Origin of the sequence: Microbispora sp. H10836, assembly GCF_012999525.1 — a bacterium.
Taxonomy (GTDB): domain Bacteria; phylum Actinomycetota; class Actinomycetes; order Streptosporangiales; family Streptosporangiaceae; genus Microbispora.
Genome location: NZ_JABBWU010000015.1, coordinates 1 through 26,129, shown reverse-complemented (window position 1 = coordinate 26,129; position 26,129 = coordinate 1). Strand labels below are relative to the sequence as shown.

The following is a 26,129-nucleotide window of genomic DNA, read 5'->3' as shown; positions in this document are numbered from 1 at the left end:
CGACGTGATCAACCCCCAGCCCCCTGCGACGTCCGCCGTGACGCCCTCGGGGGCGTCGCCCACGGCGCCTCCCGCGGTGCCGCCGGCCGCGCCCGTGCCGTACGTGCCCGCGTACGGCACGGCCTCGCTGGCCGATCTGCCGGGCTCTCTGCTCGCCTCCCTCGGGCTGCCGGGCGCCGCGAGACTGGCGCTGGAACCGGCCGCCCGGGTGTGCCTGTTCCTCGTGGACGGCCTCGGGGCCGAGCTCCTGGCCGCGCATCCGGGCGCCGCGCCGTTCCTGTCGTCCCATCTGCGCGGGACGCTCACGGCCGGCTTCCCCTCCTCGACCCCCATCAGCCTGGCCACCCTGGGCACCGGCGCTCCTCCCGGGGAGCACGGCATGCTCGGCAGCCAGCTGGCCGTCCCGGGGGAGGGCCGGCTGTTCAACTGCCTGCGCTGGGTGCCGCCGGTCGACCCGGAGGTGTGGCAGCCCCTGCCGACGGTCTACGAACGCATGGCGGCGGCGGGGGTCGAGCCCGTCTACGTGGCGCCCGCCTGGTTCGACGGCACCGGGCTGACCCGCGCCGTCTACCGGGGCATGCGCCACTGGGCCGCCGACAGCGTCGACGAGCGCGTCGAGACCGTGCGGCGGGCGCTGCGCGAGACCTCCTTTGTCACCGTCTACTACGGCGAGGTCGACCGTGCCGGCCACTTCCATGGGTGGGGCGGCGGGGAGTGGCTCGAACAGGTCGCCGTGGTGGACCGGATGGCCGAGCGCATCGCCGAGGCGCTGCCGCCTGGCGCGGTCCTGTACGTCACGGCCGACCACGGCATGGTCAACGCCAGTGACAAGGTGGACGTGGACCTGCGCCCCGACCTTCGGGAAGGCGTGCTCATGCTGGGTGGTGAGGCCCGCGCGCGGCACGTCTACACCTCCCCCGGCGCGGCGGGTGCGGTGCTGGAGACCTGGCGGGAGGTCCTGCGCGGGCGCGCCTGGGTGGTCACCCGTGAGGAGGCCGTCGCCGCGGGCTGGTTCGGCCGCCGCGTCCGCCGCGAGTGGCTCGGCCGCATCGGCGACGTGGTGGCCGTGCCGTACGGTGAGTGCGTGATCGTGGCCTCGGCCGGCGAGCCGGTGGAGTCGTCGATGATCGGCTACCACGGCTCGCTGACCTCCGCCGAGCAGAACGTCCCGCTGGCGGAGATCCGCCGCTGACGCCTCCGCGAGATCCGCCGGGGGCACCGGCGGCGGGGATGCGCCGGCGCCGGCCCGCCGCACGGCACAATGGCTGCGGCACCGTCCGACACCGACCGAAGGCGAGGAGATGGCATGAGCCCGCTGATCACTCCTGAGGAGCTCGCCGCGATCGGCGACGCCGTGATCCTCGACGTCCGGTGGCGGCTGGGCGGCCCGCCCGGCATCGAGGCGTACCGCGAGGGCCACGTCCCCGGCGCGGTCTTCTGCGACCTCGACGCCGACCTCGCCGCCCCGCCCGGACCCGCCGGACGGCATCCGCTGCCCGCGCCGGAGGCGTTCCAGGAGGCGATGCGCCGCCTCGGGGTGTCGCAGGCCCGGCCGGTGGTCGTCTACGACGACGCCGACTCGACGGCGGCGGCCAGGGCCTGGTGGACGTTGCGCTACTTCGGTCACGGTGACGTGCGCGTCCTCGACGGCGGGCTGCGGGCCTGGACGCGGGCCGGGTTGCCGGTGACCAAGGAGGAAGGGCCCGTGCCGCCCGGCGACTTCACGGCGCGGCCGGAAGGGATGCCGGTGCTCGGCGCCGGCGAGGCCGCCGCGCTGGCGGCCGACGGCGTGCTGCTCGACGCCAGGGCGGCCGAGCGCTACCGGGGCGAGGTGGAGCCGGTGGACCCGGTCGCCGGGCACATCCCCGGCGCGGTCAGCGCCCCGACCGGTGAGAACGTCGAGCCCGGCGGGCGGTTCCACACCAGGGAGTTCCTCCGCGAGCGCTTCAACAGCCTCGGCGCGGTCGAGGGCGTGCCCGTCGGCGCGTACTGCGGGTCCGGGGTCACGGCCGCCCACGAGGTGCTCGCGCTGGAGATCGCCGGGCTGCCGGCGGCCCTGTACGTCGGCTCGTGGTCCAACTGGGTCGCCGACCCCGGCAGGCCCGTCGCGACCGGCTGACGGGGCGTCACGCGGTGGTCCCGGCGGGCAGGCGTCAGGACCTGTGGGCGGGAGCCGCACCGACCCAGCGGCGATAGGCGTCCATGTCGACGTTGCCGCCGCACACGACGGTGACCACGTGCCGGCCGGCGAAGCGGTCGCGATCCTCGAGGATCGCCGCGATGCCGAGCGCGGCCGACGGTTCGACGACGAGGCCGGCGTGGTCGAGGAGCATCCGCATGCCGGCGATGATCGACGCCTCCCGGACCAGGACGCAGTCGTCCGCGACCACGAGGAGGTCGTCCAGGACGGCCGGGATGGGGCGCCGACCGGCGACGCCGTCGGCGATGGTGTCGGCCGAGTCTGTGGTGACGACGCGCCGTCGGCGCCACGAGTGCGTCATCGCCGGTGCGCCCAGCGGCTGGACGCAGATCACCTCGACGTCGGGCGCCGAGGACTTCACCACATGACCCACACCGGTGGCCAGCGCCCCGCCGCCGAGAGCGATCAGGACGGCGTCGAACGAGGCCACGGTGTTCACCAGCTCCAGGCCGATGGTCGCCGCGCCTTCGCAGGTCTCGATGTCCAGGCTGTCTTCGACCAGGCGGATGCCGTCGTACCGCGCGACGTCCGCCGCCCGCTCGCGAGCCATGTCGAAGTCGCCGTCCACCAGCTCCAGCCTGGCGTCCAGCGCGCGGATCCGATCAAGCTTGGCCGCGGGCGCGAAGCGGGATGCCACGACGGTGACGTCGAGCCCCCGGCCGCGACCGGACCAGGCGAGGGCCTGGCCGAGGTTGCCCGCGCTGGCGCACACCGCGGCCCGCGAGCCGTTCCCCGCGAGCAGGCTCGCGACCACCTCGGTGCCTCGGGCCTTGAAGCTGCGCACCGGGTTCGCCGTTTCGAGCTTGACGCTCACCGCGCACCCGAGGGCGGGCTCCAGCGCCTCGCAGCGGTACAGCGGAGTGTCGAGGAAAACCGGGTCGATCACATGGCGAGCCGCCCGGATCCGAGCGGTGTCGAGGCGCGTCTCCTGCACGGCACAGCAGCGTAGCCCCGCCGGCGCTGCTCGGTCCGGGGTGAACGCCCGGCGACCGGTTCCCGCGCTCGTCGGTGGGCCGGCACCGGCGGAGAGGGCATGCCGTGCGGTGACCGAGATGGGACACGAGGGGGTCAGCCGGTGCCGAAGGGCGCGTCGCCGGCTCCGAAGCACACGAAGCCCGGCACGGCCGTCTTCTCGGAGGCCCGGGCCAGCGCCTCGGCGGGGGAGCGGCCCTCGGCCAGCAGCGTGTGGAAGATCGTCATGAGCGCCAGAGCCTCGTCGTCGCGTACCGGCACCACCCCGGCCACCACGCACCCCGCCACTCCGCTGTGCGCGGCGCGGTCGAGGAAGGCCCCGGCGAGGCCCAGCGCCACGCCGTCCACCGGGGCGTGCGCCATCCCGGCGTCGCAGGCCGACAGCACGACGAGGCGGGGGATCCGCCGCGCGGTCAGCAGGTCGTAGGCCATGAGCGGCCCGTCGTCCAGCGTGATCCGCGACAGCATGGGCCCGCGCGGGGTGAACATCCCGTGGGCGGCGACGTGGAGCACGTCGGCGAGCTCCAGCGCGCGGAGCACCTCCGCCCTGGTGGCGCCGACGCGCCGTGCCCGCGCGTGCGCGGCGGCGACCATGTCGGCCTCGGCGGCGGCGTGGTCGAGCCCCGGTCCCGCGACCGACAGCACCAGAGGGGCCCCGGCCGGCCCGGGGCGCGGGGCGAGCCATCCGGCGGCGTCGGCCGCCACCGACACCGGCCGCCCGCGCAGCGAGGGAAGCAGCGGCCAGGGCAGCGTGCACAGCGCTCCGGTGGGCACGACCGTCACCGGCCCGCCGGGCGGGCTCCCCGCGCGGGTGAGCGTGCCGGGACCGGACAGGAGAACGCGGTCGAGCGCGGACAGCTCGTGGGCGACCGCCTCGCCGGCCGCTCCTCGAGGGGCGTCCGCGTCGCCCGCAGTGTCGCGCAGATTGCGGCGGCGCAGGCCGTACCGGATCCGCACGGTCGACTCCACCGCGGCCTGGTAGGAGCCGAGCGCGCGCAGCGCACAGCCTTGCGGGCCGGCCGTGACGGCGAACAGGTCGTCGCCGCGCCGCACCAGCTCCACCAGGATCCCCGCCCCGGCGGGCGGGGCGCCGGGCGTCCGGAACACGGGAGCCGTCGCGCCGCGCACGACCGCCCGGCATCGCTCGGCCCATTCGAGCACCGTCCGGGCGTCTCCCGTCCGTCCGGCCCGGTCGAGGGCGATCTCCCGGCCGAGCTCGGCGAGGTCCTCGGCCGGCCGTGCCGCGTGCACCCGCAGTTCCGCGTCCCGCGCTGTGTCCCGCGCTGTGCCCCCCGTCGCGTCCAGCGCTGTGTCCCCCGCCGTGCCGTGGTCACGCGTCCCGGCGTCGTGCACGGCCTCGATGCCCCGTGCCGCGGCCGCCAGGGCCCGGTCGAGGTCCCCGTCCAGGCGGTGCCGCATCGCCGCCGCGTGCCAGCGTACGAGGGGGCGCGTGGCGGCGGCCGCGACGAGGTCGAGCTGGGCGCGGGCACGTGTGATCACGCCCAGACGCACGGCGGCAGCGGCGGCGGTGAGCCGCAGGGCCGCCGAGGCCCCCGGCCAGCCGCACGCCGCGAGGTCGTCGGCACAGGTGATCAGTTCGGTGACCAGGCCGGGGAGGCCCTCGCGTGCGCCGGGACCGGCCGGCGAGGCGGTCGCCGTGGTCCGCGCGAGGCGGGCTCGCAGGACGACCTCCCTGGCGAGGGGCAGCCAGGCCGTCCTGCCCTGCGCGTCCAGCTCGGCCAGCGCGGTGCGCGCCGTCGTCTCGGCCAGCGTGGCGTCCCCGGCGAGGAGCGCGGCCTGGGCGAGCAGCAGCCGCGCACCGGGGACCGCCGCCTGCGCCCCGGCCGCGACCAGCTCCGGAACGGCCTGTTCGAGCAGCGTGCGCGCCTCGCCGGGCAGCCGCGCCGCCACCAGTGCCTCGGCGAAGTCCGTGCGCATCGCGGCGAGCCGTTCCGGGTAGCCGAACAGCGTGGCCTCGGCCGCCCGGTACCGCCTGAAGGCGGCGGCGACGTCGCCGCGCCGCGCGGACACGAAGGGCAGGTTGCCCTCCGCCAGCATCGCGACGTGGTCCAGCCCCGCCGACCTCGCGACCCGGGCGCATTCGGCCAGGTCGGCCTCGGCCTCGCCGTACCGTTCGAGGTAGGCGTGGGCGAGGCCGCGATTCAGCAGCCCGCCCGCCCGGAAGCGGGGATCGTCGTCCAGCAGGCCGACCGCCCGGTCGCAGTGCCGCACGGCCTCCTCGTGCCGTCCCAGCAGGATCAGGGCGACCGACCGCTGCACGCCGAGCCTGGCCAGGTCCGTCCCCGCGAGATCCCGCTCGGCGAGGTCGGCGAGGCGCAGCCCGCCCTCGGGGTCGCCGAGCTGGGCCCGGACCGTGACGAGCGACATCCGGGCCTGCGCCACGCGGCGCGGGAACCCGTGCCCCGCCGCGATCGCCTCCTCCAGCCGCTCCCCGGCGAGTTCGAGGTCGCCCAGTTCGCGGGCCGCGAGCGCCGCCGCGCGCAGCGCCACCGAGGCCGCCTCGCCGTACGCGCCCGCGGGTCCCGGCCGCCCGGTCAGGTCCAGTACGGCTCTCGCCTCCGCGAGTGCCAGCCGGGGGTCGGTCCCGGAGAGCCGCACGGCGGCCTCGGCTCGGTCCAACGGGGTCATGAGCGAACGTGGATCCAGCGGGTGAAAACGGGGGCATGGCCGGGCCGGTGGCAGACCACGCTGACCCATCCCGGCGGCAGGCCGGCCACCGCGAAGTGACCGCTGCCGGAGGGCACGCGGACCTTGCCGATGTGCGGGGTGCGCACCTCGATCCTGGCGTCCGGACCGGGGGCGGGGGACACCTGACCGGCCACTTCCATCCGCCCGCCGCTCACGGCCGTCTCGACGTCGATGACCAGGCCGTCCGCGCTGAACCTGCGGACGCAGGACTGCGCCGTCCCGTCCGCGGAGCGGGCCCCCGGCGGCACGGCGACGTCGACCGGCGCGGCGGGCACACCCCCGGGCACCCGCAGGCCGAAGACCGCCCGGGCGGCGGCCGACACACCCTCGGGCACCGGATCGGCGCCCGCTCCCATGCGCAGGGCGGCCAGCAGGTATTCCTCCCTCATCGGGCCTCCTCCTCGACGAGGGCGCGCAGGCGGGCCATGCAGCGGGCCCGGGTGGGGCCGATGCTGCCGACCGGCAGGTCGAGCCGGACCGCTATCTGGGCGTACCTCGCCTCGGGGTGGAGCACGTAGAGGCGGATGAGCGACCGGCACGGCTCTCCGAGCAGGTCGAGCCTGCGCCACACCTGCCTGCCGAAGTCGGCGTCCACCACCGCAGCCGTCGGATCGGGGAGCGCCGTGTCCGGCACGTCCAGGTCGGCGGCGACCTCCCCGCGGGCCCTGCGGCTGAGCCGGGCCGCCTCGCGCCGTGTCGTGGTGACGAGCCACGCGCCGATCCGTCCGGGGTCGCGGATCGCGTCCGCGTTCTCCACGAGCCGGAGCCAGGCGCCCTGCACGGCGTCGGCGGCGTCGGCGGCGCTCAGCCCGAACGCCCGGGCGACCGCCCACATCCTGCCGTCGAACCGGGCGACCAGGTCCTCCCAGGCGGCCTGGTCGATGGTGGCGAACGAGTTGTCTGTCGGCATACGTCACTCTGCGCACTCGGGGGGATTCTGTTCGTGACGGCACCTTATCGATCCCCGCCCGCCACGACCACCCCGAGATCCGCGATGCGCCGCCCGCCGCCGAGCAGGCGGCGTACGGCCCGGTCCGGCGGCGCCTCCCGGCACAGGCGGGCGAGCGCGCCCGTGACGAGGGCGGCGGCGAACGACGTGCCGCTCCACGTCGCGTAGCCGCGGAAGTCCCCGTATTCGAGGAAACTGCTGGTCAGGCCGACACCCGGCGCCCAGACGTCCACCCACGGGCCGTACGCGGAGAACTCCGCCCTGGCGTCCCCGTCGAGCGCGCCGACCGCGACGACGCCCGGCAGGGCCGCCGGCCAGAAGGGGCGCGGCGACGCCGTGTTGCCCGCGCACGCGACGACGGCGGGAAAATCCGCGAGCGCCTCGGCCAGCCCGAGAGGCGGCGCGTCGTCGAAGGTGTGCCCGCCGAAGGAGAGGTTGACGACGTCGGCGCGCGCGCCGCGCAGCGTGGCGAGCGCGCGCAGCAGCGCCGCCTCGTCGCCCACGCCGTCGCTGTCGAGGAGGCGCAGGGCGCGCAGCCGGACGCCGGGCGCCTGCCGCAGGATCAGCCCGGCCACGAACGTCCCGTGCCCGGCCTGCCGGTCGCGCGCGCCGTCGCCGTCCGCGTCGGGCGTCTCGGCGATGTCGTCGCTGTACCACCGGGCGAGCCACGGATGCGGCGCCAGTCCGGTGTCGAGGACGGCCACGGTGACGTCCCACTGCTCGCCCGGCGCGTACGGCGGCGGCGCCGCGGGCGCGGGCGGCCCGCCGGGTCCGCCGAAGAACAGCGGCTGGCCGGTGAGCAGGTGATTGGGGGAGGCCGGATGCCCGCGGTCGCGGAGCACGGCCGTCAGGTCGATCACGTCGGTGCCCGGCGGCAGCCGTACGCGGTGGACGCGGCCGGCTCCGGGGAGGGGCTCGGAGGCCAGGGCCCACCGGGCGACGGCCGCGGGGGAGGAGGTCAGGAGTTCGTCCGGCCGGATGAGGACGGGCCGTCCTGGGAGGGGTTCGACGAGGAGGCTGCGCATGGGGGAGACCTTCCGTGACGGTTACGGAACGCGTCCTTCCCGATTCGGTTGGTCACCAAGCGCCAATCGGTATGACCCCCCTCTGGTGCCGGACTGCGACGGACGGTAGTCTCTCCTACAGTCATCCAACCGTGATCATTCCAAGTGTGAGGCCGTTGGGGAAGGCGCACCTCATGCGAATTGGGAGGTCCGGTGGCTGCTGCTCGTGGCGTCCTGTACGTCCACTCGGCTCAGCCTGCGCTGTGCCCGCACATTGAGTGGGCCGTCGCAGGCGTTCTTGGCGTGCCCGTCGACCTGACGTGGACCGCCCAGCCTGCCGCGCCCGGGACCCTGCGGGCCCAGGCCGAGTGGGAGGGGCGTCCCGGTACGGCGGCGGCGATCACGTCCTCACTCATGGGCTGGCAGCGCATCCGCTTCGAGATAACCGAGGACGCCTCGCCGGGCGTCGACGGCTCCCGGCACGCCTACACGCCGACGCTCGGCGCCTTCACGGCGGTCGTCGGCGCGAACGGCGACATCATGATCCCCGAGGACCGGCTGCGCAACGTCATGCTCATGGCGGCGCAGGGACGGGTGGTCCTGGAGGAGGAGCTCGACCGCCTGCTCGGCAAGCAGTGGGACGAGGAACTGGAGTCGTTCCGCTACGCGGGTGAAGGGGCGCCGGTCCGCTGGCTGCACGCCGCCGTCTGATCCGGTTCCGCGGCGACTGTTTTGCGCGGATCGTGATAACAAGTCACCCTTGCGCCTTGTGAAAACCGCATAGAAAGCCGTCTTTTTCGCAGATATACCGGGACTCATCCACGTCCGCACCCCCCGACGCGGACCCGAGGAGGAGTCCATGAGCGTTCTTGCCCGGAGCCTGGCGATCGGCGTGGCGGCGGTGGCGCTGCTGGCCGGCACGGCGGCGCCCGCCCAGGCGACGGCCGCCTACGACTACCATCCGAGCGACGCCGACTGGGCCGGCTGCCCGCGGCTTCCGGCCGGCGCCGCTCCCGACACCTGGAGCTGCATCTTCATCATCACCGTCGGTGGTTCGATCAAGCTCGGCTCGATCACCCAGGACATCAGCCAGCCGCTGCGGATCACCGTGGCGCAGGGCAGACTCGCCGACGGCAGCACGGCGGCGGCGTTCGGCAGCGTCGTGGGCGGCCGGATGAAGGTGCCCGGCGGCCTCATCGGCAAGCCGTTCGAGGTGCCCAAGCTCACCGACGTGTACGTGGAGACCCAGGGCACCGGGAAGGTCGAGGCCGGCCCGGTCTTCCCGACCAACGTCGGCATCAAGATCCGCATGATCCACTCGCTGCTCGGCAAGAAGTGCTACATCGGGAGCGACGCCGCCCCGATCACACTGAACCCCGAGATCACCTCGCTGGACCTGACGTTCATCGACGACACGCCGGTCTTCAAGGCCACGGCCACCGACACGACGTTCGCCGTGCCGAAGGCGTCGGGCTGCGGCCTCGACTGGGGCCTGGTCAACACGGCCGTGAACCTGCGGGCCGGGCTGCCCTCGCCCAGCGGCAAGAACGCCGCCGACTTCCAGTGGTTCGTCCGCGGCAAGTCCTACCTGGAGCTTCCCGAGCTCACGTCCTGACCTCGCCCGCGTCCGCCCGGCCCGTGTTGTCGTACGGACCGGGCGGACCGGATCAGGCGAGCCCGTCCAGCAGGGCGATGTCCCCGGGGGACAGGCGCAGCAGGGCCGCGGCCATGTTCTCCTCCAGGTGGGTGAGCGAGGAGGTGCCGGGAATGGCCAGGGTGACCGGGGAACGGCCGAGCAGCCAGGCGAGCGCCACCTGCGCGCGGGTCGCGCCGTACCGGCCGGCGACCTCGTCGAGCACGGCCAGCCGCTCGGCCGAGGGGGCCATGCCGGGCGGGGCCTGCGACAGATCCAGGCCGGGCCGGAGCATGCCGGCGGCGAGCGGGAAGTAGGCGGCGAACGCGATGCCGGCGGCCTCGCACGCGGCCAGGACGTCCGCGCCCGACCGGGTCGAACAGGTGTCTGCACCGCCGCCACGGGCGCGATCGCGCGCGCCTCGGCCAGTTGTTCCGTCGTCACGCCGCTGAGTCCGAGCGCGCGGATCAGCCCGCGTTCGTGGAGCCCGGCCAGCGCCCGGAAGGACTCGGCGAAGGGCACCTCGCCGGGAAACAGCAGCCCGTCACCGCCCACCCGCAGGTAGACGAGGTCGAGCCGGGCCCGGCCGAGCCGGACCAGGTTCTCCTCGACCTGCTCGCGCAGCCGCTCCGGCTCCGCGGCGGCCTCGAAGCCGTGCCACTCGTCGCGGACCACGCCGACCTTGGTGGCGATGACCAGGTCGTCCGGATAGGGGTGCAGGGCCTGTCTGATCAGGTCGTTGGCGACGTGCGGGCCGTAGAAGTCGCTGGTGTCGATGTGGGTGACACCCAGTTCCGCGGCCCGGCGGAGCACGGCGAGTGCGGTCGCGTGGTCCCGCGGCGGGCCCCACACCCCCGGGCCCGGCAGCTGCATCGCGCCGTATCCCAGCCGCCGGACGGCCAGGCCGTCCGCGAGCCGCAGGACGTCGCCGGTGGAACCGGTGGAAACGGTCATTCAGAGCTCCTCACGCCGGCCGCCGCCCGGTCGCCGCGGCTACGGGAGAGGCGGGCCTGGATCGACGCCGTGGTGATCGCGCCCCCGGAATCGCGGTCGAGCTTGTGGCGGCGCACCAGGTCGTGCACGCCCTGACGGGTGATGCCGAGCATCGCCGCGGCGACCGAGACCGGCACCGCGGTCGCGGCCGGGTGCCCCGCGCGCCGGGCGACCGCCCGGCCCAGTGGGGTGCCCCACCAGGCGGCGGGCGGATCGAACGCCTCATCGCCCGGATACAGCGCGCTCACCAGCCGGACCGCGAGAACGCGAAAGCGCCGGTCCCCTGATGTGGGGACCGGCGCTTCCGGTACGTCGTCAGAGCGGGATGTTGCCGTGGGCGCCCCGGGCCGGGGTGGCCTGGGCGAGCACCCGGGCGATCGCACCGCGCGTCTTGGCCGGCTCGATCACCTCGTCGATGACGCCGAGGTCGAGGGCGCGCTGGAGGCCGCCCGCGGCCTTCTCGTGCTCCTCGGCCAGCCGGGCCTCGAGGGCGGAGCGCTCCTCCTCGGGGGCGGCCGCGAGCTCACGCCGCTTGAGGATGCGCACCGCCGCGACCGCGCCCATGACCGCCACCTCGATGTTCGGCCAGGCGAACACCCGGGTCGCGCCGAGCGAGCGGGAGTTCATCGCGATGTACGCCCCGCCGTACGCCTTGCGGGTGATCAGGGTGACGCGGGGCACGGACGCCTCGGCGAACGCGTGCAGCAGCTTCGCGCCGCGCCGGACGACGCCGTCGTGCTCCTGGCCGACACCGGGAAGGTAACCGGGCACGTCCACGAGCACCACCAGCGGCACTCCGAAGGCATCGCACATCCGGACAAAACGGGCGGCCTTCTCGGCGGAGGCGGAGTCGAGGCAGCCGCCGAGCCGCATGGGGTTGTTGGCGATGACACCGACCGTGCGGCCGCCGAGCCGGCCCAGGGTGGTGACGATGTTGGGCGCCCACTTGGGGTGCAGCTCCACGCCGGGCTCGTCGAGCAGCCCCTTCACCAGCGGATGCACGTCGTAGGCGCGGCGGGGGTTGTCGGGGAGCACGTCGCTGAAGTCGACCTCGTCCACCTCGCGCACCCGGCCCTGGTGGCCGAGCAGGCTGGCGAGCTGGCGGGCGCGCAGCATCGCCTCAGGCTCGTCCTTGGTGACGACGTGGACGACGCCGCTGCGCTTGCTGTGCGGCTCGGGACCGCCGAGCGCCGCCATGTCGATCTGCTCGCCGGTGACGCTGCGGACGACGTCGGGGCCGGTGACGAAGATGCGGCCCTGGTCGGCCAGGATCACGATGTCGGTCAGGGCCGGGCCGTAGGCGGCGCCGCCGGCCGCAGGGCCGACGACGACGGAGATCTGGGGGACCAGGCCCGAGGCCTTGGTCATGGCGGCGAACACGCGGCCCACGGCGTGCAGGGACTCCACGCCCTCGGCGAGCCGGGCGCCGCCGCAGTGCCACAGGCCGATGATCGGCACGCGCTCGCGCACCGCGACGTCGTAGGCGTGGACGATGTGCTCGCAGCCCTCCGCGCCCATCGCGCCGCCCTGGACACGGGCGTCGCTGCAGAACGCCACGACCGGCACGCCCTCGACGCGGCCGGTCACCGCCAGCACGCCGCTCCTGTCCTCGGGGGTGATCGTCCGGATCGACCCCTCGTCCAGCAGGTGGCCGAGGCGCACCAGGGGGTCACGAGGATCGACGGCGGCCGCTTCGGCGGCGTCGGCCACCGTCCTGCTGTCGAGCACTGTCATTCGAGACTCCCTTGTCAAACCGTCGTGAAGGCCACGGCGACGTTGTGTCCGCCGAACCCGAAGGAGTTGTTGATCGCGGCGAGCTGGTCGCCCTCGAGCTTGCGGGGTTCGCCGCGTACGAGGTCGACCTCGATGCCGTCGGCCGGGTCGTCCAGGTTCGCGATGGCCGGCACGATCCGCTCGTGCAGGGCGAGAATGGTGAAGATCGACTCGATGCCGCCGGCGCCGCCGAGGAGGTGGCCGGTCATCGACTTGGTGGCGGTGACGATCGCGTGGCCGCCGATGGCCTCCTTGATCGCACGGGCCTCGATCTCGTCACCGAGCGGGGTCGACGTGGCGTGGGCGTTGACGTGGACGACGTCCGACGGGGCGAGGTCCGCGTTCCTGAGGGCCCGGAGCATGGCCTCCTGGCCGCCCTTGCCGTCCGGGTCGAGCCCGGTGATGTGGTAGGCGTCGCTGGTGTAACCGGCTCCGGCGGCCACGGCGTAGATGCGGGCGCCGCGAGCCAGGGCGTGCTCCTCCGACTCCAGCACCACGATGCCCGCGCCCTCGCCGAGCACGAAGCCGTCGCGGCCCTTGTCGAACGGGCGGGAGGCGCGCTCGGGCTCGTCGTTGCGGGTCGACATGGCCCGCGCCGCGGCGAACGACGCCACGTTCAGACCGTGGATCGCCGCCTCGGTGCCGCCGGCGACCACCATGTCGGCCCGGCCGGAGCGGATCATGTCGATGCCGTAGCCGATGGACTCGGCACCGGTGGCGCAGGCGCTGACCGTGGCGTGCGCGCCGGCCTTGGCGCCCAGCTCGATGCTGATCCAACCGGCCGAGCCGTTGGGCATGAGCATCGGCACGGTGAACGGCGACAGCCGGTTCCAGCCCTTCTCCCGGTAGAGGTCGTAGGCGGACAGGATCGTTCCGATGCCGCCGATGCCGCTGCCGACCACCACGCCCAGCCGGTCCCCGTCCACCTCGGGGGCGCCCGCGTCCTGCCAGGCCTGCCTGGCGGCGATCAGGGCGAACTGCTCGGCGCGGTCGAGCCTCCTCGCCTCGGGCCGGGGAAGCACCTCGCCGGGGTCGACGGCCGCCACACCGGCGAACTTCACCGGCACGGTGTCGACCCAGTCCTCGGTGAGCGTGCGGATGCCCGACCGCCCCTCGAGGAGCGCCGACCAGGTCGATGCGACGTCTCCACCGAGGGGCGTCGTCGCGCCGAGCCCGGTGACTACGACACGTACCCGGTCCTTACTCACTTGTCTGCACTCCTCTTGCGTATGAGCGTGAAAGGGGCCGGACGCGCCCTGCCGTCTCATCGGAGGCGGGGCGGGCACGTCCGTGCGGCCGTCGTACGGCGGGGACTAGGGGATACGCCCTAGGCCTGGATGAAGCTGATGACGTCCTTGACGGTCTTCAGGTGCTTGAGCTGGTCGTCGGGGATCTCGACGCCGAACTCGTCCTGGGCCGCGACGGCGATCTCGACCATCGAGAGCGAGTCGATGTCCAGGTCGTCCACGAAGCTCTTCTCCGGGGTGACCTCGTCGGCCGGGATGCCGGTGATCTCGTTAATGATCTTGCCGAGGCCCGCGAGGATCTCCTGCTCGGTCAGTGCCATGTCGCGACTACTCCTTGGATTTTCTGTCTTCCGGGTTTTCTGGGTTGCCCCAGCTCTGTACGGCAGGCCGTACAAGTTCCTCAGGGGATCTCGATCACCTGGGAGGCGTAGGTGAGGCCGGCGCCGAAGCCCAGCAGCAGGGCCAGGTCGCCCGACCGGACCTCGCCGCGCTCGATCATGCGAGAGAGCGCGAGCGGGATCGACGCGGCGGAGGTGTTGCCGGCGAGCACGATGTCCTTGGCGACGACGGCCTTCTCGGCGCCCAGCTTGCGCGCGATGGCCTCGACGATCCGCAGGTTCGCCTGGTGGGGGACGAACGCGTCCAGGTCGGCGGGGTCCACCCCCGCACGCTCGCAGGCGAGCTTGGCCACCGGGTGAAGCGCGGTGGTGGCCCAGCGGAACACCGTCTGGCCTTCCTGATGGAGGAAGGACTGGCGGTCCTTGATGGCGATCGCCTCGGCCTTGTCGCCGGCGCTGCCCCACGCCACCGGGCCGATGCACGGCCGGTCGGAGGGGCCCACGACCGCGGCGCCCGCGCCGTCGGCGAAGATGACGACGGTCGACCGGTCGTCGGGGTCGACCCACTGGGTGAGCTTCTCGCTGCCGACGACCAGCACGTTGGTCGCCGAGCCCGACCGCACCGCGTCGGACGCGGCGGCCAGCGCGTAGCAGAAGCCGGCGCAGGCGGCGTTGATGTCGAAGGCGCCGGGGGCCGTGATGCCGAGCCGGTGGGCGACGCGGCCCGCGGCGTTGGGGATGGGCGCCTCGATCGTGCAGGTCGCCACGATCACCAGGTCGATGTCGTCGCTCGACAGGCCGCTGGCCGCCAGGGCCTTGCCGCCCGCCTGCACCGCGAGGTCGATCTCCGACTCCTCCGGGCCCGCCACGCGGCGTTCCTTGATGCCGACGCGGCTCTGGATCCACTCGTCGTTGGTGTCGAGCCGGGCGGCGAGGTCGTCGTTGGTGACGACCTGGGCGGGCTGGTAGCCGCCGAAGGCGAGCACCCTCGCCGCGGGAGCGCCTTGGCCGAGCCTCACTTCAGCACCTCCCTGGCGGAGTCCAGGTCACCGGGGGTCTTGAGCGCCACGGTCTTCACGCCGGGCAGGGCCCGCCGGGCCAGGCCCGTCAGCGTGCCGCCGGGCAGCAGCTCGATCATGGCGGTGACGCCGCGCTCGGCCATCGTCGCCATGCAGGCGTCCCAGCGAACCGGGTTGGCCACCTGGTTCACCAGCCGGTCCAGGAACTCGCCACCTCCGGCGACGGCCGCGCCGTCGGCGTTGGACAGCAGCGTCACCGACGGGTCCGCGGGGGTGAGCGCCGCGGCCTCGGCGCGCAGATGGTCGACGGCGGGGGCCATGTGGACGGTGTGGAAGGCTCCGGCGACCGCCAGGGGACGCACCCGCGCCTTCTCCGGCGGCTCGGCCGCGAAGGCCTCCAGCTGCGCCCGCGTGCCGCCCGCGACGATCTGACCCGCGCCGTTCATGTTGGCGGGGGTCAGCCCGTGTTTGGAGATCACGGTGAGGACGTCCTCCTCCGCGCCGCCGAGCACCGCGCTCATGCCGGTCTCGGTGACGGCGGCGGCCTTGGCCATGGCCCGGCCGCGCTCGCGCACCAGCGCGAGGGCCTGCTCGGGGGTCAGCACACCGGCGATCGCGGCGGCGGCGAGCTCGCCCACGCTGTGCCCGGCGACCATGTCCGGCCGGACCCCGAGGATCTCGGACGACGCCAGGGCGGCGGCCACCAGCAGGGGCTGGGCCACGGCGGTGTCGCGGATCTCGTCGGCGCCGGCGGTCGTTCCGTACGACACGAGATCGAGCTCCACGATCTCCGACCACGCGGAGATCCGCTCGCGGAACTCGGGTATCTCGAGCCACGGACTGAGGAATCCTGGGGTCTGGGCGCCTTGGCCCGGAGCGACGATGACGAGCACGTACTCAACCCTGCCCTGTAGAGGTTCACCACACTGATGGAGATCCGAACGAACTTTGTGGCCGCCGCGTTGTGGGGTACCTACAGTTTCGGTGTCGAGAAGATTAAGGCACCCGGCTCAGGTTACGGACAGGCGCCCGAGTATGAGACCCACCTGGAGGGTGAATGCGGACCGTCCCTCGGTGGGCTGGTACCCGGTCAGTTCCGTGATCTTACGTAGACGGTACCGCACGGTGTTCGGATGGACGAACAACAGCCGGGCGGTCGCCTCGAGGGAGGTCCCCTGCTCCAGGTACGTCGCGAGCGTGTCGAGCAGCGGGGTCCCGGCGAGCGGCTTGTAGACGTTCTCCACCAGCTGGGCCCGGGCGTCCTCGTCGCCGTCCAGCGCGCGCTCGGCCAGCAGGTCCTCGGCGAGCACCGGGCGCGGGGCGTCGGGCCAGCCGGCGGCGGCGCGCAGGCCCGCGATGGCGGCGCGGGCCGATCTGGCCGCCGCGTGCAGGTCGGGCACCTCGGGCCCGATGACGACGGGCCCGGGACCGAAGCGCGGCACGACGCCGCGCGCCGCGTCCTTGACGCCGTCCGCGCCGCCCACGATGACGATGAGCCGGTCGCCCTGCACCCCGGCGAGCAGCTCGTGGCCGAGACGGCGGCCCTTGTCGCGCAGCCCGTCGATGACGCTCTGCGGGTCCTCGTCGGGGGCGTACCCGGCGAAGACGACGACCGGCGCGGAGGTCCAGCCGAGCGCGGCGGCCCACGAGTGCAGCCCGTCGTCGACCTGGCCGCGCACCAGCGCGTCCACGATCAGCGCCTCCAGCCGGGCGTCCCACGAGCCGCGTGCCTCGGCCTCCCTGGCGTACACCTGCGCGGCGGCGAAGGCCACGTCGCGCGTGTAGCGCAGCATCGCGTGCCGCAGCAGCTCCGCGCCGCCGGGCGCGGCCAGCTCCTCGACCTGGGCCTCCACGACCTCGACGACGATGCGGACGAGGTCGACGGTCTGCTGGAGCGACACGCTGCGCTTGAGCTCACGCGGCGCGGTGCCGAAGAACTCGATGCTCGGCGTCGGCCGTCCCTCGCCCGCGTGGCCGAACCACTCCACGAACGCCGCGATGCCGGCCTGCGCCACCAGGCCGACCCACGACCTGTCCTCCGCCGACAGTGCGCGGTACCAGGCCAGCCGCTCCTCCATCCGGGCCATCGCGGCCGTCCCGAGGCTGCCCATGGCCCGGTCGAGCCGGCGCGCCGTGTCCTCCCGGATCCTGTCGCTCATCGGCACACCGTCTCCGGCCACCCGGGCCACGTCGCCCTGTCCGTCCGTTCGCACCTGTCCGCCGCTCCCCGTGCCCCGCTCGCTCACGCCCTCTAGCGTGCCAGGTCATCCCGGAGATCGTGCCGTACGGGGGCGCGGACGGCGTCGTCGCACGTCGGAACGGCGGCGTCAGGCGCCGATGCGATGCAGGACGACGATGTCGTCGCGGTCGAGGCGCATCTCGTAGCCCTCGGCCAGGTAGCTGTTGACCAGGCCGCGCAGGTCGTTGTTGACCGAGGCCACGATCCAGGGCGTGCCCCGCTTCTGGTAGTCCCACCACAGCACGGTCGTCCGGCCGGACAGCCGCGCGCCGAAGTCGTCGGTCGCCTCCACCACGACGCCGTCGGGGACCAGGCTCATGGCCTGCTCCCGGGCCGCCGTACGCGGGTCGGGCCGGTAGAAGTCGGGGTTCATCAGGTTGTCGAACGGCCGGTAGGGGACCGTGGTGACCGCGACCGCGAAGACCGCGGCGGCGTAGGCCAGCCGCAGGCCGTGCCCGGGGCGCGGCAGCCCGCGCCGCTCCAGCCACCGGATCAGCCGGGCGGCGCCGTCCACCCCGGCCAGCAGCAGGATCACCACCACGAACGCGTCGTAGTGCCAGCCGGTCGACCACCAGTTGTCCGAGTCGGCCAGCAGCCGCTCCAGGATCAGCGGCAGCGCCGCCAGGACCAGCGGGGACAGCAGGCACAGGAACAGCGCCGGCCACAGCAGCAGGCCCCAGGTGTCCCACTTCGAGTGGTCGTCGAAGAGCATGGCCGCGAACTCGTGCGGCCGGGTGACCGCGCTCCACAACATCTGCGGCAGGTCCTCGCCGAGCTTGGAGTAGCGCGTGTAGTAGGCCGGGTTGCCGCCGGCCAGCGGGATCAGGAACTTGCGCACCACCTGGAACACGGCCACTCCGGCGACGGCCAGCCCGGCGCCGAGCCGGCGCTGCCCGGTGAGGAACAGCCACACGCCGAGACCCGCCACCAGGAGGCCCAAGTCCTCCTTGGTGAGCAGCAGGCCGAGCACCGCGAGCAGCCCGGGCAGCCGCCGCCCGGCGTGCAGCCGCTCGACGGCGATCGCGCTCAGCAGCGGCACGAAGGCGACCTCGTGGAACTCCACCGCCGTCGCCTGCGCGATCGGCCAGGAGATCGCGTACGCGGCGGAGACGAGGTAGGCGTGGGGGGTGCCGAGCACGCGGCGGGTGAACATCCAGATGAACGGAATGGCCAGGGCGAACAGCACGGCCTGCGCCACGAGCAGCGTCTCGGGCCCGTCGTGGAGCCAGTAGAAGGGCGCCAGCACGGCCAGGATCGGCGAGAAGTGGTCGGCGAGCTGGATGTAGTCCATGCCGAAGCCGCCGGTGATCCCGCGCAACGGCACCGTGGGCGCGGAGAAGCGCGAGTATCCGCGCACCGCCTGGTCGAAGATGACGAGGTCGTAGGTGGCCACCTGGAAGTGGGCGAACCTGAGCAGGGACAGGGTCCAGTTCAGGGCCGCGGACAGCCCGCACAGCACCGACACCGCGATGAGGTGCCGGTTGGACCTCAGGAACCGTCCGGCGGGGCCCTGAGGCGCGCTCTCACCGGCCTGGCCGTCCCGCTGTTCCTCCGGTCCGGCGGCGGCCGTGGCGCCGACGGCGTCTTCGGGCTCCGCGCCGGCTGCCCGGGGGCCTGCCGTGTCCTCCGGCTCCGCGACGGCCGTTCCGTCCACGGCGGCTGCCTCCAGGGTGTCGTCGGGGTCGCTGGCTTTCCGGGGCGACTCCTCCGCCGGTTGCCCGGACGTCGTGGTCCCCGTGATCACGAGGAGGAGAGTAGGCCCTCCGGGCGGGAACGGTCTATACGGGCGTACCCGCGCAAACTTCTTCGCGGCACGCCCGCCGCTCCCACCTGGGCGTCTGCCCGCCGGCCGATGAATGTTTCACGGCGGGCGGGACCACGTCCGTACGGGGTCAGATGACGGCGACGGCCGTGATGAGGCCGATGAAGAAGTGCGTCACGCCGAGGAGCACGGCGGCGGGCTGCAGCGTGGTCTCCCGGACGAGTTCGCGCACCGAGATGCCGGCGACCTTGTCGAAGGCGACCATGCCGAGCGTCTGCACGGCGATGCCCACCAGGCCGAACACGAGCGTCGCGAGCAGCCCCTCCTGCAGGGCGCCGCCCGACGACCAGATGGAGGCCGCCACGATGAGCCCGACGCCGGCGACGCTGGAGGCGGCCAGCACCGTGGCGTTGGGGTTGCGGTCGGTACGGATGATCTTGCTGAGCCTGCCGGGCGTCGCCAGGTCGATGACGTAGAACCCGGCGACGAGCAGCAGCACGCCCAGGATGGCGTACGAGAGGATCGCCAGGGAGCCGTGCGTGAGCACGTCGGCGATGGAGGTTTTGGTGTCCACGGGGGCCTTCGCTTTCAGCCGTGAATGCGGTGGGGGACGAAAGAGGACGTGTCGTCGGTGACGAGACCGGAGGTCTCCCGGATGCCGAGCCCGGCCGACTCGTCGTCGACCATCCAGGCGCCGAGCACCGGACGCCAGCCGTCGAACTCGGGCAACGGCAGGAACTCCTGGTAGACGAAGCCCTCCGTGCCGTACTCGCCCGCGGTCTCCATCTCGACGCCCGGCGCGGCGATCCGCATCGAGGCGCCCTCGCGGCCGAGTAGCGGCTTGCGCACGTAGCCGGGGTCGCCGGCCAGCTCGCGGGGACCGTCGAGGTATGCGGGCAGCAGGTTGGGGTGGTCCGGGTACAGCTCCCAGAGGATCGCCAGCAGGGCCTTGTTGGACAGCAGCATCTTCCACAGGGGCTCGATCCACGTCATCGAGACCTGCTGCGCGAGCGCGTGCGGCGCGAACGGCTCGGCGACGATCCACTCCCAGGGGTACAGCTTGCACAGCGTGCGGACGACCCGGTGCTCCATGTCGACGAACCGGCGGTTGAGCGGGTCCCAGCCGATGTCCTCCATGGCGATCGCCGCCGTGACGAGCCCCGCCTGCTCCGCGGTCTCCTGGAGGTAGCCGATGGTCATCGCCTCCTCGCCCGTCTCGTCGGCGCTGGTCCACGCGAAGTGTGCCGGGCCCGTCTGCAGCGTGAGCGACTTCCAGCGGTCGACCAGGCGCTCGTGGATCGAGTTCCACTGGTCGTCCTCGGGATACACGTCCTTGAGCCAGAACCACTGCACGACGGAGCTCTCGACCAGGCTGGTCGGGGTGTCGGCGTTGTACTCCAGCAGCTTGGCCGGTCCCGTGCCGTCGTAGCGCAGGTCGAACCGGCCGAAGACGTGCGGGTCGCGCCGCCGCCACGACTCCGCGACGGCCGCGCGGCAGTGCGGTGGGATGCCGAGGTCGGCGAACCGGTCGAAGGCCACGATGTGGTCGGCCGCGGCCAGGCACATCCGGTGCAGCTCCTCGACCTGCTCCTCCAGGGACAGGACCTCGTCCATGGTGAAGACGTAGTGGACGCTCTCGTCCCAGTACGGCCGGGTGAGCCCCTCGGGGTGGGCGGAGCGGTGGAACGCGAGGCCCTGCGACTCGATGAGGGCGGCCCAGTTCTCCCTGGGCGCCGAGGTCAGTCTGCGCACGTGCCGGCCCCGCTCAGCCGCCGCCGCCGGAGTGGAAGCCGAAGCCGCCGCGCTGCACGACCCGCCCCGACCTCGTCGTGATCTGCGCGTCGGCCGGCCGGATCGTCGTGCCGTGGTAGACCCGGCCGCCGTTGCGGGTGCCGCCGTAGTACCAGCGGTACGCGCCGTGCGAGCCGGAGTAGTGGCTGTGGCCGTTCCCGTCGTCATCGTCGTCGCAGTAGGAGTCGTCGACGACGACGTACGACCCGTCCGGGTTCATCGTGGAGGTGTCCACGCAGTCCGCGCCGACCTCCTCGTAGTCGTCCTGGGCCGCGCAGAAGCCGACGACGAGGACGGACAGGACGCCCAGGGTGCCGAGCTTGATCATGGTGGAGGACTTGACGCCGCTCCCGGGCGGCGTCGCCGCCGGCCGCGGCGCGCCGCCCATGGCCATGGGATGGAAGGGCAAGGAGGAGTTGCCGGGTGGCGGGTTCTTCGGTGGGGGGCTCTCCCCGGGCTCTGCCAATCGGGCTCCTGCTTGTCGAGATCGGCACACATTATCGTCTGGCTGGACGAACGGGACAGGCAGGTCTGGGGTTCCTGATGAGTCTGTTATGTCCCGTCCAGCTGATGCTCCGTACGCCGGGTAGCGTGCCGGATGTGGACCCCGTCGAGGCACTCAAGCGCATCGCCTTCCTGCTGGAACGGGCCGGCGAGCCGACGTACCGCGTGCGCGCCTTCCGCGGCGCCGCCGCCGCGATCGAGGACCTGCCCCGGGAGGAGCTGGTGCGGCTCGCCCGCGCCGGCGGCCTGACCGGCCTGAAAGGCATCGGCAAGGTGACAGCCCTGGCCGTCACCGAGGCGCTGGACGGCGCCGTGCCGACCTACCTGCGGCGGCTGGAGGACACCAAGGACGTCGACCTGGACGAGGCCGCGCAAGCGCTGCGGTCGGCGCTGCGCGGCGACTTCCACAGCCACTCCGACTGGTCGGACGGCGGATCGCCCATCGAGGAGATGGCCGACGCCGCCCGTGCGCTCGGTCACGAGTACCTCGCGCTGACCGACCACTCGCCCCGGCTGACCGTCGCGCACGGCCTGTCCGCCGACCGGCTGCGGCGGCAGCTCGACGTGGTCGCCGGGCTCAACGAGCGGTACGCCGGGGACGGCGGCCCGCCGTTCCGGATCCTGACCGGCATCGAGGTGGACATCAACGCCGACGGCTCGCTCGACCAGGAGCCCGAGCTGCTCGAACGGCTGGACGTCGTGGTGGCGAGCGTCCACTCGCTGCTGCGGATGGACGCCGCGGACATGACCCGGCGGATGGTCACCGCGGTGGCCGACCCCCATGTGGACGTCCTCGGGCACTGCACCGGCCGCGTCGTACGCGGACGAGGGCGGCCCGAGTCCCGGTTCGACGCCGAGATCGTCTTCGAGGCGTGCCGGAGGTTCGGGGTCGCGGTGGAGATCAATTCCCGGCCCGATCGGCTCGACCCGCCCAAGCGCCTGATGCGGCTGGCGTACGAGATGGGCTGCGAGTTCGCCGTCGACTCCGACGCCCACGCGCCCGGCCAGCTCGACTGGCAGCGGTTCGGGTGCGAGCGCGCGGCCCTGTGCGGGATACCGCCCGAGCGCATCCGGAACACCCGTCCCTGGGGGACTCCTGCGCACTTGGGGTGATAGTGCTGTGGCGTCCGAGTGAGGTGTGTTGGGCGGGTTTCGCCGCACTGATCGACGTAGCGTCGAATCATGAAACGCCGCGACGCGCTGGTGAAGGAGCTGGAATCCGGCGGATGCCTGTCGGCGCGCGAGCTCGCCTCGCGCCTGGGGGTCAGCAGGAGCACCGTCGTGCGCGACGTCGCGAAGCTCCGGGAGGCCGGGGTCCCGATCCGGCTCGACCAGGGCGGGTACGCGCTCGCGGGCCCCGACTCGGTGAAGCGCGCCATCGATAGAGCGCTGCGCGGGCGGCACGTGCTGCGCCTGGAATACGTCAACAGCAAGGGCGCGCCCACGGTCAGGGACGTCGAGCCGAGCATCTGCCTCGGCGGCCGGGGCGGGCACTGGTACCTGGTGGCCTGGTGCCGGCTGCGCGACGACGTCCGCGTCTTCCGGCTCGACCGGATCTCCTGGGCCGAGGTCCTGGAGGAACGGTTCCCCGAGCCGGGCCGCGACCGCCTGGCCGAACTCGCCGAGGCCGTCGGCGGCTGAAGGACATCGGGCGCCCGCCCGCGGCGGCATGGCGCTCCGGCTCCTGTCGCTCCTGTCGTGACCTGCGGGAACGCGTGTCACTCGAACGGGTCAGCGAGAAATGTCGGTGGGATGGCCTACCCTCTGCGGCGTGAACCGTACCGACCGGCTCTACGCGATCGTCGAGGACCTGCGGGCGATCTCCCCGCGCTGCCGGTCCGCGCGTGAGCTCGCCCTGCGCTTCGAGGTGAGTTCCCGGACCATCGAGCGGGACATCTCCGCGCTGCAGCAGGCCGGCGTGCCCATCTACGCGGAGGTCGGGCGGAGGGGAGGCTACGCGCTGGACAAGAGCATGTCCCTGCCCCCGCTCAACTTCACCCCCGCCGAGGCCGTGGCGGTGGCGATCGCCCTGAGCCGCACAGAACAGCAGCCATTCGCCGACGAGGCGCGCAGCGCGCTGCGCAAGCTCGTCGCCGCCATGCCCGGTCCCGAGGGGGAGCGGGCCCGGCAACTGGCCGCCCGCGTGCAGATCCTCACCGAGGACAAGCCGGAGTCCCGGTACACCGGGTCGATCGGCCGGGTCATCGAGGAGGCCCTGCTCCGGAGCGTCGTCCTGCGCATCCGGTACAGCGACGCGCACGGTGTGCTGACGACCAGGGAGGTGGAACCCGGAGCGTTCGTCGGCGGGCGGAGCGGGTGGTGGTATCTGGTGGCCTGGTGCCGCCTGCGCGACGCCGTCAGGGTGTTCCGGCTCGACCGGATCGCCGAGGCCGTCCTCACCGAGGAGCCGGTGCCCGGCCGGCCCCTGGAGGCGTTCGACGCCGACGTGCCGGACATGATCGCGCGGACACCGGTGCTCGACTGACCTGACTTTCGAAAAAACGTTCGTGAGATTCTGGAAACGCCGACAGGGGGGTGTCGCCGAAGGGCGGGAGGCTCTACCTCACCGAGAACCCGGAAAGCAGAGAGAAAGAGACGACGATGACCACTCCCGCCCCCGCCGTCGACACGGTCGCCTGGTTCGAGATCGCGAGCGACGACCCCGAGGGCGTCCAGCGGTTCTACGGCGACCTGTTCGGCTGGCGGTTCCGCACCGACGAGGCCTCGGCCGCCGTCGGCATGGACTATCGGCTCATCAGCTACGACGGTGACGACGAGGTGCGCGGCGGGGTGTTCGGCACCGGGGGCGGCATGCCCGGCCACGCCGTCTTCACCGTCCTGGTGCGGGACGTGACCGAGACCTGCCGGAAGGTGGAGGCCCTGGGCGGAAAGGTGCTCAGCGAGGTCGTGGGCAACGAGAGCGGCCCCGACTTCGCCTACCTCCACGACCCGTCCGGCAACCTCTTCGGCGTCTTCGCCCCGGCCGCTTCCTGACCGCCCGTGCCGCCGGTCCTGACCGACGGGCCTCGCGTCGGCCCTGTGACGAGCCGGCCGGGCCCGACGGCCGCGACCGGTGACATGCGACCGACGGCAGTGCGGCCGGTGACAGTGTGACCGACGGCAGTGCGGCCGGTGACAGTGTGACCGGCGGCAGTGCGACCGACGGCAGTGCGGCCGGTGACAGCGCGCCGAGTGCTGCCGGAGCGAGCAGACCTTAGAGCCTCGCGACGGCCGGTCTCCGACCGGCCGGAGCCTACCGAGGCCGTCCGGACGCCCGCCGGGATCCCCCCTCCCGTGCTTCCCCTGCGGTGCCTTTCCCCCGGGTCCTTCCCCTCCGGGCCGTCAGGGCGTTCGGGCGGCCCTTCCCCGATCCGGCCGCGACATTGTTCGCCGCGAACCTTGGTCGCCGGAAACGTCACAGGAGGGCCGGTCGGTGTGACCGGCCCTCCTGTGAGGTCCGCCGTTTCCCGGCGGAGCCGCATGTCCGCTGTGCACCTGCCGCCCGGCCGGGGCCGGGCAGGGTCGCGCCGCGTTCAGCGGCGGGCGTACAGGTTCCTGCGACGCAGGATGAAGATCAAGGCCCCGACGGCGATGGCCGCCGCGACCGCGATGATGCCGATCTTGAGCGGCATGCCCGAGTCGTCGGCGTCCTGCGCGGCCGCCCGGTCGCTGAGCAGCCCGGTCGCCGCCGCCTTCTCCGGAGTGAGCGTGGTCGCCGGGGCCTCGGGGACGACGTCGACCGCACCGGCCTTCACCGTCACCGTCTTGCTCGCCTTGGCGGGCTCGGTCGCTTTCACGGTGACCTTCCACTCGCCGCTCGGCAGCGGCTCCGCGGCGCGGTAGACGTTCTGGCCCTCGGGCGCCGACCTCAGCGGCACCGGCCCGAAGGTGCGGCCGTCGGTGGCGGTCGCGGTCAGCGTCGCCTCGACGATCTCCGTGACCGGGTGCTTGTCCTCCTTGTACGTCACCAGAACGTTGACGTTGTGGTCGCCGTCCCCGATCACCTCCAGCTTGATCGGTCCGCCGTGAGCGGACGCCGCCGGTGCGCCGAGCGTCAGCGCGAGCCCGGCCAGCAGGACGGCGAAGACGTATTTCAGTGCCTTGGTCACGATTCGTGACTCCCCTCAGGTTCGGTGTCGGGGGTGAGCGCTCCGTCGCCGGGCGTTGTCGGGAGGAACACGTGCTGGTGCCCGTAGCCGGCGTCGACGTTCACGGCGTCGAGGGCGGTGCCTCCGACCGACCAGGTGAAGAGCGCGTCGGCGCGTTGCCGTGCGGCCAGGTCCAGAGCGGTGGTGCGGGCCGGTCCGGTGAGGTCCCGCGCGGCCGCGTAGGTGTCGACGGTCGTGGCGAGCTGCCGTGCGGCGGAGGCGAGAGTCGACCTCGCGACGTTGGTGGCGGTCTCGCCGGACGGCGGGTCGGCGAAGCCGTCGGCGGCGGCGGTGGCCGCCTTCCGCCAGTTCTCGACGTCGGCCGTGGTCACCACGGCCGGACCCGCGGTGCCGTCGACGGGCATGGCCCGGCTCAGCCCCTCGACCACCGGGACGAGCCGGTCGCGCGTGGTGCGGGCCAGCTCGGTCAGGGTCTTGATCTGTGTCTTGTCGCGGAGGGCGGATTCGGCGCGGATCTGGCTGGCCATCTGCTCGATCGAGCTCGGCCGGGTGGTCCAGAACACCAGGCCGCCGGCGACGAGCGCGCCGATTACGAACGCGGCCACGAGGCCGAGCGCCCGGCCCCGGGCCGGACGCCGGACCGGCGTCGGTTGCCTGGGTGGTCGGTTGATGGTCGCCACCTCCTGAGGGGCGGATAGTGCTGGTCGGGTGGGCTGGGTTCGCCTCGTGGCAGGTGTCGCGGTGGGCGTCGATCCGTCCGCGCGTTCAGGTGCTCATGCCCCGAGGGGTCTGCCTTGGCTGTTGAGGAGGATCAGTTTCTCGATGCGCTTGCGGCGCCGGGCGCCGGTGATGCGGAGGGCGAGGACGAGCAGGACGAGCAGGGCGAG

General features: G+C 73.3%; 27 protein-coding genes and 1 pseudogene. 8 read left to right on the top strand and 20 right to left on the bottom strand.

What is annotated here, in order from left to right:
• Positions 1-76: 76 nt before the first annotated feature.
• Both HHX30_RS25855 and HHX30_RS25850 read left to right on the top strand, forming a co-directional pair.
• The gene (locus HHX30_RS25855) at positions 77-1,192 is read left to right on the top strand and encodes an alkaline phosphatase family protein (RefSeq protein WP_169984822.1); all 1,116 of its coding nucleotides are present in this window, start codon (positions 77-79) and stop codon (positions 1,190-1,192) included.
• Between the two features lie 114 nt (positions 1,193-1,306).
• Positions 1,307-2,119 carry a sulfurtransferase gene (locus tag HHX30_RS25850; RefSeq protein WP_169984592.1) on the top strand — a complete coding sequence of 271 codons (813 nt, stop codon included), beginning with the start codon at positions 1,307-1,309 and terminating at the stop codon, positions 2,117-2,119.
• Positions 2,120-2,153: 34 nt separating this feature from the next.
• Here HHX30_RS25850 and HHX30_RS25845 read toward each other — a convergent pair whose 3' ends face one another.
• The 5 genes from HHX30_RS25845 to HHX30_RS25825 form a co-directional block, all read right to left on the bottom strand.
• A complete protein-coding gene (locus tag HHX30_RS25845; RefSeq protein ID WP_169984591.1) occupies positions 2,154-3,134 on the bottom strand; it encodes a threonine/serine dehydratase in 981 nt (326 codons plus the stop codon).
• Between the two features lie 134 nt (positions 3,135-3,268).
• The gene (locus HHX30_RS25840) at positions 3,269-5,821 is read right to left on the bottom strand and encodes a CHAT domain-containing protein (RefSeq protein ID WP_169984590.1); all 2,553 of its coding nucleotides are present in this window, start codon (positions 5,819-5,821) and stop codon (positions 3,269-3,271) included.
• Positions 5,818-6,270, bottom strand: a complete 453-nt coding sequence (locus HHX30_RS25835; RefSeq protein WP_169984589.1) for a hypothetical protein — start codon at positions 6,268-6,270, stop codon at positions 5,818-5,820. The genes HHX30_RS25840 and HHX30_RS25835 overlap by 4 nt, the downstream gene beginning before the upstream one ends.
• Positions 6,267-6,791 carry an RNA polymerase sigma factor gene (locus HHX30_RS25830; protein WP_169984588.1) on the bottom strand — a complete coding sequence of 175 codons (525 nt, stop codon included), beginning with the start codon at positions 6,789-6,791 and terminating at the stop codon, positions 6,267-6,269. The genes HHX30_RS25835 and HHX30_RS25830 overlap by 4 nt, the downstream gene beginning before the upstream one ends.
• 44 nt (positions 6,792-6,835) lie before the next feature.
• Positions 6,836-7,855, bottom strand: coding sequence for a S8/S53 family peptidase (locus HHX30_RS25825; RefSeq protein ID WP_169984587.1), 1,020 nt, complete (start codon positions 7,853-7,855; stop codon positions 6,836-6,838).
• A 192-nt stretch (positions 7,856-8,047) separates the two neighbouring features.
• Between HHX30_RS25825 and HHX30_RS25820 the strand changes: the two genes are divergently transcribed.
• Together HHX30_RS25820 and HHX30_RS25815 are read left to right on the top strand one after the other, a co-directional pair.
• Positions 8,048-8,545: a DUF3145 domain-containing protein gene (locus HHX30_RS25820; protein ID WP_169984586.1), complete on the top strand. Its 498-nt coding sequence runs from the start codon at positions 8,048-8,050 to the stop codon at positions 8,543-8,545.
• Between the two features lie 148 nt (positions 8,546-8,693).
• Complete coding sequence (locus HHX30_RS25815; protein ID WP_169984585.1) at positions 8,694-9,449, top strand: hypothetical protein; 756 nt, start codon at positions 8,694-8,696, stop codon at positions 9,447-9,449.
• 52 nt (positions 9,450-9,501) lie between these two features.
• Here the strand turns inward: HHX30_RS25815 and HHX30_RS43400 are convergent, their stop codons facing one another.
• The 13 genes and pseudogenes from HHX30_RS43400 to HHX30_RS25755 all read right to left on the bottom strand — a co-directional run bounded on the left by HHX30_RS43400 (position 9,502) and on the right by HHX30_RS25755 (position 21,095).
• Complete coding sequence (locus HHX30_RS43400) at positions 9,502-9,798, bottom strand: aldo/keto reductase (protein ID WP_311922873.1); 297 nt, start codon at positions 9,796-9,798, stop codon at positions 9,502-9,504.
• A 107-nt stretch (positions 9,799-9,905) separates the two neighbouring features.
• Positions 9,906-10,340, bottom strand: a pseudogene (locus HHX30_RS43395) (aldo/keto reductase); the annotation flags it as partial.
• 77 nt (positions 10,341-10,417) lie between these two features.
• Positions 10,418-10,708, bottom strand: a complete 291-nt coding sequence (locus HHX30_RS25805; RefSeq protein WP_169984584.1) for a hypothetical protein — start codon at positions 10,706-10,708, stop codon at positions 10,418-10,420.
• Between the two features lie 67 nt (positions 10,709-10,775).
• On the bottom strand, positions 10,776-12,194 hold the full coding sequence (locus tag HHX30_RS25800; RefSeq protein WP_169984583.1) for an acyl-CoA carboxylase subunit beta: 1,419 nt from the start codon (positions 12,192-12,194) through the stop codon (positions 10,776-10,778).
• A gap of 14 nt (positions 12,195-12,208) precedes the next feature.
• Complete coding sequence (gene fabF, locus HHX30_RS25795) at positions 12,209-13,441, bottom strand: beta-ketoacyl-ACP synthase II (protein ID WP_310742166.1); 1,233 nt, start codon at positions 13,439-13,441, stop codon at positions 12,209-12,211.
• Between the two features lie 119 nt (positions 13,442-13,560).
• Positions 13,561-13,800, bottom strand: coding sequence for an acyl carrier protein (locus HHX30_RS25790; RefSeq protein WP_169984581.1), 240 nt, complete (start codon positions 13,798-13,800; stop codon positions 13,561-13,563).
• An 80-nt stretch (positions 13,801-13,880) separates the two neighbouring features.
• Positions 13,881-14,837 carry a beta-ketoacyl-ACP synthase III gene (locus HHX30_RS25785; protein WP_169984580.1) on the bottom strand — a complete coding sequence of 319 codons (957 nt, stop codon included), beginning with the start codon at positions 14,835-14,837 and terminating at the stop codon, positions 13,881-13,883.
• Complete coding sequence (locus HHX30_RS25780) at positions 14,834-15,730, bottom strand: ACP S-malonyltransferase (protein WP_169984579.1); 897 nt, start codon at positions 15,728-15,730, stop codon at positions 14,834-14,836. The genes HHX30_RS25785 and HHX30_RS25780 overlap by 4 nt, the downstream gene beginning before the upstream one ends.
• Positions 15,731-15,847: 117 nt before the next feature.
• Positions 15,848-16,996: a CdaR family transcriptional regulator gene (locus HHX30_RS25775; RefSeq protein WP_249350460.1), complete on the bottom strand. Its 1,149-nt coding sequence runs from the start codon at positions 16,994-16,996 to the stop codon at positions 15,848-15,850.
• 168 nt (positions 16,997-17,164) lie between these two features.
• On the bottom strand, positions 17,165-18,820 hold the full coding sequence (locus HHX30_RS25770; protein WP_169984578.1) for a DUF2079 domain-containing protein: 1,656 nt from the start codon (positions 18,818-18,820) through the stop codon (positions 17,165-17,167).
• 148 nt (positions 18,821-18,968) lie between these two features.
• Positions 18,969-19,412: a DUF350 domain-containing protein gene (locus HHX30_RS25765; RefSeq protein ID WP_169984577.1), complete on the bottom strand. Its 444-nt coding sequence runs from the start codon at positions 19,410-19,412 to the stop codon at positions 18,969-18,971.
• Positions 19,413-19,426: 14 nt separating this feature from the next.
• A complete protein-coding gene (locus HHX30_RS25760; RefSeq protein ID WP_169984576.1) occupies positions 19,427-20,590 on the bottom strand; it encodes a glutathionylspermidine synthase family protein in 1,164 nt (387 codons plus the stop codon).
• A 13-nt stretch (positions 20,591-20,603) separates the two neighbouring features.
• Positions 20,604-21,095, bottom strand: a complete 492-nt coding sequence (locus HHX30_RS25755; protein ID WP_249350450.1) for a hypothetical protein — start codon at positions 21,093-21,095, stop codon at positions 20,604-20,606.
• A 134-nt stretch (positions 21,096-21,229) separates the two neighbouring features.
• On the opposite strand from HHX30_RS25755, the gene HHX30_RS25750 reads away from it, so the two are divergent.
• From HHX30_RS25750 to HHX30_RS25735, 4 genes are all read left to right on the top strand, one after another.
• On the top strand, positions 21,230-22,246 hold the full coding sequence (locus HHX30_RS25750) for a PHP domain-containing protein (RefSeq protein ID WP_169984575.1): 1,017 nt from the start codon (positions 21,230-21,232) through the stop codon (positions 22,244-22,246).
• A gap of 69 nt (positions 22,247-22,315) precedes the next feature.
• Positions 22,316-22,774: a YafY family protein gene (locus HHX30_RS25745; RefSeq protein WP_169984574.1), complete on the top strand. Its 459-nt coding sequence runs from the start codon at positions 22,316-22,318 to the stop codon at positions 22,772-22,774.
• Positions 22,775-22,904: 130 nt separating this feature from the next.
• Positions 22,905-23,618 (top strand): YafY family protein, encoded by a 714-nt coding sequence (locus HHX30_RS25740; RefSeq protein ID WP_169984573.1) that lies wholly within the window; start codon positions 22,905-22,907, stop codon positions 23,616-23,618.
• Positions 23,619-23,734: 116 nt separating this feature from the next.
• The gene (locus HHX30_RS25735) at positions 23,735-24,127 is read left to right on the top strand and encodes a VOC family protein (RefSeq protein ID WP_169984572.1); all 393 of its coding nucleotides are present in this window, start codon (positions 23,735-23,737) and stop codon (positions 24,125-24,127) included.
• Between the two features lie 539 nt (positions 24,128-24,666).
• Here HHX30_RS25735 and HHX30_RS25730 read toward each other — a convergent pair.
• Positions 24,667-25,242, bottom strand: coding sequence for a hypothetical protein (locus HHX30_RS25730; protein WP_169984571.1), 576 nt, complete (start codon positions 25,240-25,242; stop codon positions 24,667-24,669).
• Positions 25,239-25,847: a hypothetical protein gene (locus HHX30_RS25725; RefSeq protein WP_169984570.1), complete on the bottom strand. Its 609-nt coding sequence runs from the start codon at positions 25,845-25,847 to the stop codon at positions 25,239-25,241. Before HHX30_RS25725 ends, HHX30_RS25730 begins: the two co-directional genes overlap by 4 nt.
• Positions 25,848-26,129: the final 282 nt, after the last annotated feature.